Raw genomic sequence first — 11,899 nt, 5'->3', positions numbered from 1 at the left:
TCAGACGAAGCGGAACACCGCTGCGGCATAGAGGAGCGCAAGGCCGGATGCCCACCACAGCGGCTGGCCGACGATCCCGAGCCAGGCGAGGTGAATGAAGGCGCTGCCGAGCAGCGAGATGAAGAGCCGGTCGCCGCGGGTGGTGGCGATCCCCAGCACGCCGACCCGCTCAGTCTCGGGCCGGAAGATCGCGAGCAGGGTCAGGATCAGGAGCAGACTGGCGATCCCGGCGAAGAAGAGGCCGGTCTGCCAGGTCCAGGCCATCCAGGCGAGTTCCATCACACCCTCCCCAGGGCGAAGCCCTTGGCGATGTAGTTGCGGACGAACCAGATCACGAGCGCGCCGGGGATCAGCGTCAGCACGCCCGCCGCTGCGAGCACGCCCCAGTCCATGCCGGCGGCGGAGACCGTTCTGGTCATGGTCGCGGCGATCGGCTTGGCGCTGACGCTGGTCAGCGTGCGCGCCAGCAGGAGCTCGACCCAGGAGAACATGAAGCAGAAGAAGGCGGCGACGCCGATGCCGGACGCGATCAGCGGCATGAAGATCTTCACGAAGAAGCGCGGGAAGGAATAGCCGTCGATCGCTGCGGTCTCGTCGATCTCACGCGGCACGCCGGACATGAAGCCTTCGAGGATCCAGACCGCCAGCGGCACATTGAACAGGCAATGGGCGAGGGCGACCGCGAGCGGCGTGTCGAACAGGCCGATCGCCGAATAGAGGTTGAAGAAGGGCAGAGCGAACACCGCCGGCGGCGCCATGCGGTTCGAGAGCAGCCAGAAGAACAGGTGCTTGTCGCCGAGGAAGCGGTAGCGCGAGAAGGCGTAGGCCGCCGGCAGCGCGAAGGCGAGCGAGAGCAGGGTGTTCAGCGCCACATATTGCAGCGAGTTGATGTAGCCGTTGTACCAGCTCGGATCGGTGAAGATCTTGACGTAGTTGTCGATCGTGAACCGATGCGGCCAGAGCGTCAGCTGGCTGGTGATCTCGGTGTTGGTCTTGAAGCTCATGTTGACGAGCCAGTAGATCGGCAACATCAGCGCGATCAGGTAGAGGGCAAGGATCAGCCGTCCGCCGCGCATCAGCCCCTCCCTGCTTCAGAGTCGGCCCGCGCATCGGCGGTGGTCATCACCGTGTAGAACACCCAGCAGACCGCGAGGATGATCAGGTTGTAGACGATCGAGAGCGCCGCGGCCTTGCCGAGGTCGAACTGGCCGAGGGCAAGCTTGACCAGCTCGATCGACAGGAAGGTCGTCGAATTGCCGGGGCCGCCGCCGGTGACGACGAAGGGCTCGGTATAGATCATGAACGAGTCCATGAAGCGCAGCAGCACGGCGATCAGAAGCACGCGGTTCATCTTCGGCAATTGGATGGTGCGGAACACGGCCCAGCGCGAGGCGCCGTCGATCCGGGCCGCCTGGTAATAGGCGTCCGGGATCGACTTCAGGCCGGCATAGCAGAGCAGCGCCACCAGCGAGGTCCAGTGCCAGACATCCATCACGACGATGGTGATCCAGGCGGCAACCGGGTCGGAGACGTAGTTGTAGCGGATGCCGAGGCCGTTCACCGCCGCGCCGAACAGGCCGATGTCGCCGCGCGCGAAGATCTGCCAGATCGTGCCGACGACGTTCCACGGGATCAGCAGCGGCAGCGCCATCAGGACGAGGGTGGCCGAGACCGTCCAGCCCTCGCGCGGCATCGACAGCGCGACCAGGATGCCGAGCGGAATCTCGATGGCCAGAATGATCGCGGAGAAGGCGAGGTTGCGCCAGAGCGAATCGTAGAAGCGCGAGCCGAGATCGCTCTTCGGGTCCAGCAGTTCGGCGAACCAGCCGACGCCGTTCCAGAAGAACTGGTTGTTGCCGAAGGAATCCTGGACGGAATAGTTCACCACCGTCATCAGCGGGATCACCGCCGAGAAGGCGACGATCAGCAGCACCGGCAGGACGAGCAGCCAGGCCTTCTGGTTGACCGGCTTCATGGCTGGCCTCCCGGAAGCGCTTGCCCCTTCACCAGATGTCCGTCGCTATAGATGTGGATCTGGCCGGCTTGCAGTGCGAGCGCCGCCTGATCGCCATCGAAACTTGCGCCCTCCGGCACGCTCGCGGCGAGTTTCAGGCCGTCGAGCTCGACGCGGGCGATACGGGCGCGGCCGATATCGTCGATCCTGGCGATCCTGACCGGCAGGCCGGCGCCGCGCGGGGCAAGTGTCGCATACTCCGGCCGGATGCCGAGCTCGACCTTGCCGGCGAGCGCGGGATAGTGCCGGGCCAGCGCGATCTCCTGCCCGGCGAGGTTGGCCCGCGCGCCTTCGACCTTGCAGGGTAGCACGTTCATGCCGGGCGAGCCGATGAAATGGCCGACGAAGGTGTGGGCCGGGTGCTGGAACAGTTCTTCCGGCGTGCCGGTCTGCACCACGCCGCCGTCGTGCATCACCACCACCGTGTCGGCGAAGGTCAGCGCCTCCGTCTGGTCGTGGGTGACGTAGATCATGGTGAGGTCGAGCTTGCTGTGCAGCTCCTTCAACATCGAGCGCAACTGCCATTTCAGATGCGGATCGATGACCGTCAGCGGCTCGTCGAACAGGATCGCGGCGACGTCGGGCCGGACCAGCCCGCGCCCGAGCGAGATCTTCTGCTTGGCGTCTGCGCCAAGGCGGCTCGCCTTGCGGTCGAGCGCCGAGGTCAGGTCGAGCAGGCCGGCGATCTCGGCGACGCGCGTCTCGATCTCGCCCCGCGCGACACCGCGGTTTTTCAGCGGGAAGGCGAGGTTCTCGCGCACCGTCATCGTGTCGTAGACAACCGGGAACTGGAAGACCTGGGCGATGTTGCGCGCCTCGGTCGGCAGTTGCGTCACGTCCTTGTCGTCGAACAGGATGCGCCCGCGCGTCGGCACCACGAGGCCGGAGATGATGTTGAGCAGCGTGGTCTTGCCGCAGCCGGACGGGCCGAGCAGGGCATAGGCGCCGCCCTGACGCCAGACATGGTCGACCTCGCGCAGGGCGTAATCCTGCGGCCCCTGCGGATCGGGCTTGTAGGAATGGGCCAGCTTGTCGAGCGTGATCTGGGCCATCTCACGCCGCCTTTGCCGGAGCCGTCGCCGCCAGCCTGCCGGCCGCGTCGAACAGGAAGATGCGGGCGGGATCGAGCCAGGCGGTGACGGCCGTGCCCGGCTCCAGGCGCCGCACGCCCGGCACCAGCGCGACCAGCCGATGCTCGCCGACATCGAGATGGACATAGGATTCCGAGCCGGTGATCTCGGAGACGGAGACGCTCGCCTGCAATGCGATCGCCGATGTGGGCAGCGCGTCGAGCGCAAGATGATGGGCGCGGAAGCCGATCGTGTAGGCGCCATCGGGCACGCCGGCGAAGGCCCCGTTGGTCGGGATGCTCTGGCCGGTCGAGAGCCTGACTTCGCCACCCTGCCTGGTCGCTGCGAGCGTGTTGAGCGGCGGATCGGAGAAGACCTGTGCGGTGACGAGGTCGTCAGGCTGGCGGTAGACCTGCGCGGTCGGGCCGAACTGCGTCACCCGTCCTTGGAACAGCGTCGCGGTGTTGCCGCCGAGCAGCAGCGCCTCGCTCGGCTCGGTGGTGGCGTAGACGAAGATCGCGCCGGACTCGGCGAAGATGCGTGGCAATTCTTCGCGCAATTCCTCGCGCAATTTGTAGTCGAGATTGGCGAGCGGCTCGTCGAGCAGCACCAGCTCGGCCCGCTTGACCAGTGCGCGGGCGATCGCGGTGCGCTGCTGCTGGCCGCCGGAGAGTTCGAGCGGCTTGCGCTGGAGATAGGGCTCGAGCCGCAGCAGCGCGGCGGCGCTCTTCACCCTGGTCTCGATCTCGCTCGCCGGCAGGCCGGCAACCCGCAAAGGCGAGGCGATGTTCTCGTAGACCGACAGGGCCGGATAGTTGATGAACTGCTGGTAGACCATCGCGACATTGCGCTTCTGCACCGGCAGCCCGGTGACGTCGCGTCCCTCGACCAGGACCTTGCCGCTGCTGGGCGCATCGAGCCCGGCCATCAGGCGCATCAGCGAGGTCTTGCCGGCGAGCGTCGCGCCGAGCAGCACGTTGAGTGAGCCCTTCTCCAGCGTCAGCGAGATGTCGGCGAGCAGGGTCTGCGCGCCGCGCGTCAGGCTGAGACTGTCGAGAGTCAGGCTCATCCGCGCGCCTCCATCCTGGCGGAAGCGGGCGGCGAGGCCTTCGCCGCCATGTAGTCGTCGAGCGACCGGCGCTGCTCGGGCGAGAAGCGCAGGCCGAGCTTGCTGCGCCGGAACAGCACGTCCTCGGCGCTCACGGCCCACTCCTGGTTCATCAGCCAGGTGACTTCGCGCTCGGTCAGATCGGCGCCGAAGACGCGGCCGAGATCGGCCATCGCCTTGGCGCCTTCGAGCAGGGTTTCCGCGCGGGTGCCGTAGGCGCGGGCGAGCCGGCGCGCCAGCTTGCGATCGAGCCAGGGGCGGGCGGCAGAGATGCGCTCGACCAGCCCCTCGAAGCCCTCGACCGGAAAATCGCCGCCGGGCAGATGGGCGGCTGCCGTCCAGGATGGCGCACGCAACGCTGGAACAGCGGCGGACAGCTTCTCGACCGCCGCTTCCGCCAGCCGGCGCGCGGTGGTGATCTTGCCGCCGAAGACCGAGAGCAGCGGCGCCGAGCCCGCCGGCTCGTCCAGCGTCAGCACATAGTCGCGCGTCGCTTCCTGCGCCTTGCTGGCGCCGTCGTCATAGAGCGGCCGCACGCCGGAATAGGTCCAGACCACGTCCTCGCGCTTGATCGGCTTGCGGAAATATTCGCTCGCCGCGGCGCAGAGATAGGCGATCTCGTCCTCGCTGGCGGCGACCTTCGCGGGATCGCCGTCATAATCCTTGTCGGTGGTGCCGATCAGGGTGAGGTCGCCCTCATAGGGGATGGCGAAGATGATGCGGCCATCGGCGTTCTGGAAGATGTAGCAGCGATCGTGCTCGAACAGGCGCGGCACCACGATATGGCTGCCCTGGACCAGCCGCACCGAGGCCGGGCGATTGCTGGCGACGATGCCGTTCAGCACGTCGGCGACCCAGGGGCCGGCGGCGTTGACCAGCACGCGGGCGCTGGTCTCCGCCTTCGTGCCGTCGGCGGCTTCGGTCGTGACCACCCAGAGATCGCCCTGGCGGCGCGCGCCGATCACCTTGGTGCGCGGCAGGATCCTGGCGCCATGCTCGGCCGCGTCGCGGGCGTTGAGCACGACCAGGCGGGCATCCTCGACCCAGCAATCGGAATATTCGAAGGCGCGGCCGAAGCGCGGCTGCAGCGGCTCGCCGGCGGCGTCGTGCCTGAGATCGAGCGAGCGTGTCGCCGGCAGCAGCTTGCGGCCGCCGAGATGGTCGTAGAGGAACAGGCCGAGCCGCAGCATCCACCAGGGCCTGAGGCCCGCATGATGCGGCAGCACGAAGCGTAAGGGGCGGATGATGTGCGGCGCGGCGCGCCACATCACCTCGCGCTCGGTCAGCGCCTCGCGCACCAGCCGGAATTCGTAGTGCTCGAGATAGCGCAGCCCGCCATGGATCAGCTTGGTCGAGGCCGAGGAGGTCGCGCTGGCAAGATCGCCCTGCTCGAACAGCACGACCGAGGCTCCGCGCCCGGCCGCATCGCGCGCAATGCCGCAGCCGTTCACGCCGCCGCCGATGATGGCGATGTCGAACACCGGAGCCGTCACACGCTTCCTCCCGCAGGCGGCCCTTTCGGTCGCCTCTTCAACGCACGGTAGAGCGTGATTTTTTTGCGCGCAACGGCAAAACGAAAGTCAAAGCGAAAATTTTAGGTTTCGCTTTCGGCGTGCAGGGCTAGCTCGGCCAGCGTTTCGGTTTCAACCACGCTGATGCCCTCGCTGCGGCAGAGCTCGCGCAAGGCCGGCGGGCCGAGCCGGTCGGTCACGAAGACGTCGACATCGCGCAGATGGCCGATGCGCACCGGGGCGGAGCGCTCGAACTTGGTGCTGTCGGCGACGAGCAGGCACTGCCGAGCGTTCTCGATGATCGCCTGCGAGACACGGACCTCGCGATAGTCGAAATCGAGCAGAGCTCCCTCCTCGTCGATGGCGGAGGTGCCGATCACGGCGTAGTCGACCTTGAACTGGCGGATCAGGTCGACGGCGGCCGCGCCGATCACCCCGCCATCGGAACGCCGGACCGGCCCGCCGGCGACGATCACCTCGATGTTCTGGTGCGGGTAGAGCAGCGTCGCGACATGCAGGTTGTTGGTGATGACCAGCAGGCCGTGATGGTCGGCGAGCGCGCGCGCCACCTCTTCCGTGGTGGTGCCGATATTGATGAAGAGCGAGGCGTCGTTCGGGATCAGCGCCGCCGCGGCCCGGCCGATCGCCGCCTTCTCGTCGCGGGCGATGAAGCGGCGCGCCTCATAGGCGAGGTTCTCGACGCCGGACGCCACCACGGCCCCGCCATGCACGCGCGACATGATGCGCTGGTCGCAGAGCTGGTTCAGGTCCTTGCGGATGGTCTGGGCGCTGACCTCGTAGCGCGCCGCGAGATCCTCGACATTGACGCGTCCCTGCGCCCTGGCCAGCGCCACGATCTCGCGCTGGCGTGGCGTGATGCTCTCCATGTCCGGCTCCTTGCGACGAGGCGCCAAGCTGACCGCGCCGGCCGGCAGCGTCAACCTCGAGCAGTTCGGCGGCTAAGGATTTCCGGCGGTTTCGCGCCGCAGAGCGGCCGACGACAGGCGACCTGTCAAAAGACATGCGCGTTTGACAGATACTGCGCTAGCGGTCGAACTGTATCGTCTTCATCGCCTGACTCGAAGGCCTGCCCGTGCCGACACAGCTCGACAAGGATGCCCGTTTCCTGCGCGCCGTGCTGGCTGCGTCGGACGATTGCATCAAGGTGATCGGCCTCGACGGTTCGCTCGAGTTCATGAGCGAGGGCGGCCAGCGCGTAATGGAGGTCGCCGATTTCGAGACGATCCGCGGCTGTCCCTGGATGCAGTTCTGGGAGGGAGCAGGGAAGGCCGAGGCCGAGGCCGCGCTCTCCGCGGCGCGGGCTGGCCACAGCTACCGCTTCCAGGGTCAGGCGAACACCGCCGCCGGCAATCCGCGCTATTGGGACGTGCAGGTCTCGCCGATCATTGCCGCCGATGGCAAGCCGGAGGCGATCCTCTCTGTCTCGCGCGACATCACGCAGATGCATGCCGGCGAGGAACGCTACCGCCTGCTCGCAGGCGAATTGAACCATCGCATCAAGAACCTGCTTGCCATGGTCTCGGGGATCGTCAACCAGTCGCTGCGCGGCGCGAACGAGCCGCTCGACATGGTCAAGCGCCGCCTCTCCGACCGCTTGCAGGCATTGGCGGCGGCGCAGGACGTCTTGATGATGGCGAGCCGCCATGGCGCCGATCTCAGGCAACTCGTCGAGGTCGTGCTGTCGCCGCACCGCTCGGGCAACCGCCTCGCCGTCGACGGCCCCTCGGTGACGCTCTCCTCGAAATGCGCGCTGGCGATGGCGCTGGCCCTGCACGAGCTCGGCACCAATGCCGTGAAATACGGCGCGCTCTCGCAGGAGGGCGGCCATGTCGATGTCTCCTGGCGCAATCAGGGCGGCGAGTTCCACTTCCGCTGGCAGGAAAGCGGCGGACCGCCGGTGACCCCGCCGCAGCGACGCGGCTTCGGCTCGCAGATGATTGAGAAGGTGCTCGGCAGCTATCTCGGCGGCACCGCAAAGCTCGATTTCGTGCCCGATGGTGTTGTTCTGTCGCTCGACGCGCCGTCCGCCGCGCTGGCGGAAGGCTAGCGATCGACAGCCGGCCACTGTAAGGCGGCGCGAAACCGGCTAGTCTTGCCGGCAGGTACCGGCAGGAGGTCGACACGCTGATGCTGAGGAGGTCGCGCCGCGCCGCCATCCTCGTCGCGGGCCTCGTCGCGTTCGGGCTCGCCTGCGCCGCCTATTCGCTCAGCCGGCGCAGCCATGACGCCGCCGCGCTGGAGGAGGCCGGGCGGACCTTGCACCGCCTGATCTCGCAGCGGGTCGACCAGCACGACGCCCATCTGACCAGCCTGTCGGCGCTGGTCCAGGCGGCCGAGCCGGCGCCGGTCGCGACCGTCGAGCAGGTCATTGCCAGCATCGTCCGCTTCTATCCGCGCATCGTCGGCATCGATGTCGTCGACCTCGCCTTAAGCCCGCCGCGCTCTCTGTTCGATGCCGCCGATCCCGCTGTCGTTGCGGAGGAGGCGCGGCAGGCCGTCGGATCGAACCTGCGCACGCGTGCCCTCGACGGCGGCAGCAGGCTGCTTCTGGTCAAGCGCGCGCTGACCGACGGCGTCGGCCATTACGCGCTCGCCCTGATCGTCGACATGAACAGGCTTTCGGCGAGCGATACGCCACTGCCGGAGGGGGCTGCGGTCCAGCTGCGGCTGATCGAGCAGGGCGAGGCGGCAGCCGAGCCGGCGGGCGCCTTCGGCGTCGACATTGCCAGCCGCACCCAGCCCTTGCGTCTGACGCTGACGACGAGCGCGCCGGACTGGCCGCTGCCGCCTCCGGCCTTTCTGGCGCTGGCGGGCCTGCTCGTCGCCCTCGCCACATTGCTGGTCGACCGCTTGCTCGAAGCTCGGATCGCGGCGCGCGAGGCCGCACGGAAGGCCCTGCTGGCCGAGCAGGATGCGCGCCTTGCCCATGCCGGCCGCGTCAACGCCATGGGCGAGCTCGCCTCCGGCATCGCCCACGAGCTGACGCAACCGTTGACCGCGATCCTCGGCCAGGCGCAGGCGGGGCGGCGCCTGCTGGCGCAGCCCGGTGCGGACCAGGCGGTGCTGGCCGGCGCCTTCGAGGCTATAGCCCGCAACGCCCGCCGCGCAGGCGACATTCTCGGGCGCTTGCGTGCCTGGATCAGCAAATCCGAGCCCGTCGTCGAGACGGTCGACCTGACCGAGCTCGCCGGTGAGGTCGTCCATCTTCTCGCGGCGAACGCGCAGGCCGTGGGCGCGACGCTGCGCGTCACCGGCGACGGCAGCAAGCCGCTGGTGCGGGCTGACCGGGTCCAGCTCGAACAGGTCGTCTTCAATCTCGCCCGCAACGGGCTGGAGGCGGTCGAGGGGCGGGACGGCGAGCGCAGCGTGACCATCGAGGTCGGCACGCAAGGGAGCGATGCCATGCTCGTGGTCAGCGACAACGGCCCCGGCCTGTCGCCGGAAGCGCAGGCGCGCCTGTTCGAGCCCTTCTTCACCACCAAGCCGGCGGGCTTGGGTCTCGGCCTTGCCCTCTGCGTGCGCCTGGTCGAGCGCTTCGACGGAACGCTCGCCGCCGAGAATGCCGCCGGGGGCGGCGCACTCTTCAGCGTCCGCCTGCCGCGCATTGCGAGCGCGACCCGTCAGGAGGCGGCCGAATGAGCCGGCAGCTCGTCCATTTGATCGACGATGACTGGGAGGTGAGGGAGGCGCTGGGCTTCCTGCTGCGCACCGTCGGGCTCGAAGTCCAGCCGCATGCCGACGGCGCCGCCTTTCTGGAGGCGCTGCCGGGTCTGGCGCCGGGCTGCATCGTCACCGATATCCGCATGCCGCGCCTGACCGGGCTGAAGCTGCAGGAGCGGCTCGCCGCCGCCCGCTGTCGCTGGCCGGTCGTGGTCATTACCGGCCATGGCGATGTCGAGGCCTGCCGCGCCGCCTTCCGCAATGGCGCTGCCGATTTCCTGACCAAGCCGGTCGATGAGCAAGTGCTGATCGATACCGTCCAGGCGGCTTTGGCGACGCTCGACGGCATGCTCGCTGCCGAGAGCGGCATCGCTTCGTCGCGTGAGCGGCTTGGCCGACTGTCGCAGCGCGAGGCCGAGATCCTCGCTCTGATCGCCGAGGGTCGCTCGACCAAGGAGATCGCCCGCGCACTCTCGATCTCGCCGCGCACCGTCGATACGCACCGCGCCCATCTCGCCGAGAAGCTGGAGACGACCTCGGTCGCCGAGATGGTCCGGCTGCATCTCGTCGGCGCCGATCGGTAGAACTACCTAAGATCGGCGCGGATCGCCCGGATGCACGGGCGAAGCCGGCTTCGGCATTGTCCCTTCACACCAAAACGGTGGTCACCAGAGGGATCGTCATGTCGTTCGCCCGTCTTGCCTTGATGTCTGCCGCCATCGCCCTGCCGACGCTCGCCCAGGCCCAGGTCGTGCAGGTCCGCGCTCTGCCGACCGCGCTCGCCGTCGAGCTCGCCCAGGCGACCGTCGCTGCCTGCTCCGCCAAGAACTTCAACGTCGCGGCGACCGTAGTCGACCGTGGCGGCGTGGTGCTCGCCACCATCCGCGCCGACCGCGCCGGCCCGCACACCATCGAGGCGGCCCGCGCCAAGGCCTTCACCTCGGTGTCCGCCAAGAACAACACCGGCGCCATGGCCGAGGCTGCCGCCAACAATGCCGGCGCCCGCAACCTCGTCTACATCCCCGGCTTCCTGCTGCTCGGCGGCGGCGTGCCGGTGAAGGTCGGCGACGAGGTCATCGCTGCGGTCGGCGTCGGCGGCGCTCCCGGCGGCCACCTCGACGAGGAATGCGCCAATGCTGGCCTGCAGGCGATTGCCGCCAAGCTGAAGTGACCGGTCTTCGGTGAGGGGGGCGTCAGGGCCGTTGCCGCAAGGCAGCGGCCCTGATCGTTTCACGCGGCAGGTTTGCCCGTCACCGCCCGCGTTGCCCCGATCGGCATCGCCTTCAGTGTCGCCGCCCAGAACAGCAGCGCGATTGCTGCGATCGCTCCACCGAGCAGGCTGACGCCGGTCCAGCCGGCCTGCGCGTAGACCAGCGTCGAGCTCGACGAGCCCAGTGCGCTGCCGATCGAATAGAACACCATGTACCCGGCGGTCAGGCGGCTCTGCGCCTCCGGCCGTACGCGATAGATCATCGCCTGGTTGGTGACGTGCACCGCCTGCAGGCCGAAATCGAGGATCAGCACGCCGGCGATCAGATAGAGGATCGACTGCGGCAGCAATCCGATCGGCAGCCAGGCGAACAGCATCAGCGAAAGCGCGATGCCGGTGAGGCGCTGGCCATGGCCGCGATCGGTCCAGGCGCCGGCCCGCGCCGCACCGAGCGCGCCCGCCGCCCCGGCGAGGCCGAACAGGCCGATCGCCGTATGCGACAGCGAGAAGGGCGGGGCTGCCAGCGGCAGGACCAATGGTGTCAGCAACGTGGTGACGTCGGCGAAGATCAGCATGGCGATGATCGCGCGGATCTGCAGCACCCGCTCCTGCCGGAACAGGGTGAAGAGCGAGCCGATCAGCCTGAGATAGGAGAGCTGTGCAGGCGGCTTGTGCTCGGCCGGCAGGGCCCGGAACAGGATCGCGGCGATGACGAGCGTCGCTCCCGCCGACAGCAAGTAGACCGCCCGCCAGCCCGAGATATCGGCCGTTGCGCCGGCGATGGCGCGGGCGAGCAGGATGCCGAGCACGATGCCGCTGGTGACGGAGCCGACGACCTGGCCGCGCTCCTCCGGCCTTGCCAGGCTCGCTGCATAGGCGACGAAGGCCTGCGTCACCACGGCGAGGAAGCCCATCGCCGCCATTGCCGCGAGCAGCATCGCGCCCGAGACCGAGAAGGCGACGCAGATCAGCGCCGCGACCGAGAGCAGCGATTGCAGCACGACCAGCTTGCGACGGTCGAGGAGGTCGCCGAGCGGCACCAGCAGGATCAGCCCGAGCCCGTAGCCGAGCTGAGTTGCGCCGACGACGAGGCCCACCGTCGCCCGCGAGAGCTTGAGATCATCGGCGATGATGTCGAGCAACGGATGGGCGAAGTAGGCATTGGCGACAGCCAGCCCGCTCGCCACTGCAAAGAGCAGGATCATGCCGGCGGAAAGCTGCGCTGCCGGTGGAGGAGGCGATGGGCGTGCGTCAACGCTCGCGGCGCCGGCAGGCGCCGCCTCAATGTCCAGTCGCATGGATGGG

General features: G+C 68.3%; 12 protein-coding genes. 4 read left to right on the top strand and 8 right to left on the bottom strand.

What is annotated here, in order from left to right; all coding sequences use genetic code 11:
* The 7 genes from VGV58_RS22525 to VGV58_RS22495 form a co-directional block, all read right to left on the bottom strand.
* Positions 1-279: a DUF2160 domain-containing protein gene (locus tag VGV58_RS22525; RefSeq protein WP_414644061.1), complete on the bottom strand. Its 279-nt coding sequence runs from the start codon at positions 277-279 to the stop codon at positions 1-3.
* Complete coding sequence (locus tag VGV58_RS22520; RefSeq protein WP_326876285.1) at positions 279-1,076, bottom strand: carbohydrate ABC transporter permease; 798 nt, start codon at positions 1,074-1,076, stop codon at positions 279-281. The genes VGV58_RS22525 and VGV58_RS22520 overlap by 1 nt, the downstream gene beginning before the upstream one ends.
* A complete protein-coding gene (locus tag VGV58_RS22515; RefSeq protein ID WP_326876284.1) occupies positions 1,076-1,975 on the bottom strand; it encodes a carbohydrate ABC transporter permease in 900 nt (299 codons plus the stop codon). The genes VGV58_RS22520 and VGV58_RS22515 overlap by 1 nt, the downstream gene beginning before the upstream one ends.
* Entirely contained in the window at positions 1,972-3,066 is a 1,095-nt protein-coding gene (locus tag VGV58_RS22510; RefSeq protein WP_326876283.1) for an ABC transporter ATP-binding protein, read from the bottom strand. The genes VGV58_RS22515 and VGV58_RS22510 overlap by 4 nt, the downstream gene beginning before the upstream one ends.
* 1 nt (position 3,067) lies before the next feature.
* Positions 3,068-4,153 carry an ABC transporter ATP-binding protein gene (locus VGV58_RS22505; RefSeq protein ID WP_326876282.1) on the bottom strand — a complete coding sequence of 362 codons (1,086 nt, stop codon included), beginning with the start codon at positions 4,151-4,153 and terminating at the stop codon, positions 3,068-3,070.
* A complete protein-coding gene (gene glpD, locus VGV58_RS22500) occupies positions 4,150-5,685 on the bottom strand; it encodes a glycerol-3-phosphate dehydrogenase (RefSeq protein WP_326876281.1) in 1,536 nt (511 codons plus the stop codon). The genes VGV58_RS22505 and glpD overlap by 4 nt, the downstream gene beginning before the upstream one ends.
* Positions 5,686-5,786: 101 nt before the next feature.
* Positions 5,787-6,590 (bottom strand): DeoR/GlpR family DNA-binding transcription regulator, encoded by an 804-nt coding sequence (locus tag VGV58_RS22495; protein ID WP_326876280.1) that lies wholly within the window; start codon positions 6,588-6,590, stop codon positions 5,787-5,789.
* Positions 6,591-6,796: 206 nt separating this feature from the next.
* Between VGV58_RS22495 and VGV58_RS22490 the strand changes: the two genes are divergently transcribed.
* The 4 genes from VGV58_RS22490 to VGV58_RS22475 all read left to right on the top strand — a co-directional run bounded on the left by VGV58_RS22490 (position 6,797) and on the right by VGV58_RS22475 (position 10,555).
* Positions 6,797-7,771 carry a sensor histidine kinase gene (locus tag VGV58_RS22490; RefSeq protein WP_326876279.1) on the top strand — a complete coding sequence of 325 codons (975 nt, stop codon included), beginning with the start codon at positions 6,797-6,799 and terminating at the stop codon, positions 7,769-7,771.
* Between the two features lie 80 nt (positions 7,772-7,851).
* Positions 7,852-9,363: a sensor histidine kinase gene (locus VGV58_RS22485; protein WP_326876278.1), complete on the top strand. Its 1,512-nt coding sequence runs from the start codon at positions 7,852-7,854 to the stop codon at positions 9,361-9,363.
* A complete protein-coding gene (locus tag VGV58_RS22480) occupies positions 9,360-9,968 on the top strand; it encodes a response regulator transcription factor (RefSeq protein WP_326876277.1) in 609 nt (202 codons plus the stop codon). The genes VGV58_RS22485 and VGV58_RS22480 overlap by 4 nt, the downstream gene beginning before the upstream one ends.
* A gap of 98 nt (positions 9,969-10,066) precedes the next feature.
* Entirely contained in the window at positions 10,067-10,555 is a 489-nt protein-coding gene (locus VGV58_RS22475; RefSeq protein ID WP_326876276.1) for a GlcG/HbpS family heme-binding protein, read from the top strand.
* A gap of 59 nt (positions 10,556-10,614) precedes the next feature.
* On the opposite strand, the gene VGV58_RS22470 is transcribed toward VGV58_RS22475, so the two are convergent.
* A complete protein-coding gene (locus VGV58_RS22470) occupies positions 10,615-11,892 on the bottom strand; it encodes an MFS transporter (protein WP_326876275.1) in 1,278 nt (425 codons plus the stop codon).
* Positions 11,893-11,899: the final 7 nt, after the last annotated feature.

Source organism: Allobosea sp. (genome assembly GCF_035944895.1).
Lineage (GTDB): Bacteria > Pseudomonadota > Alphaproteobacteria > Rhizobiales > Beijerinckiaceae > Allobosea.
This window is presented reverse-complemented; position numbering and strand designations above follow the sequence as displayed.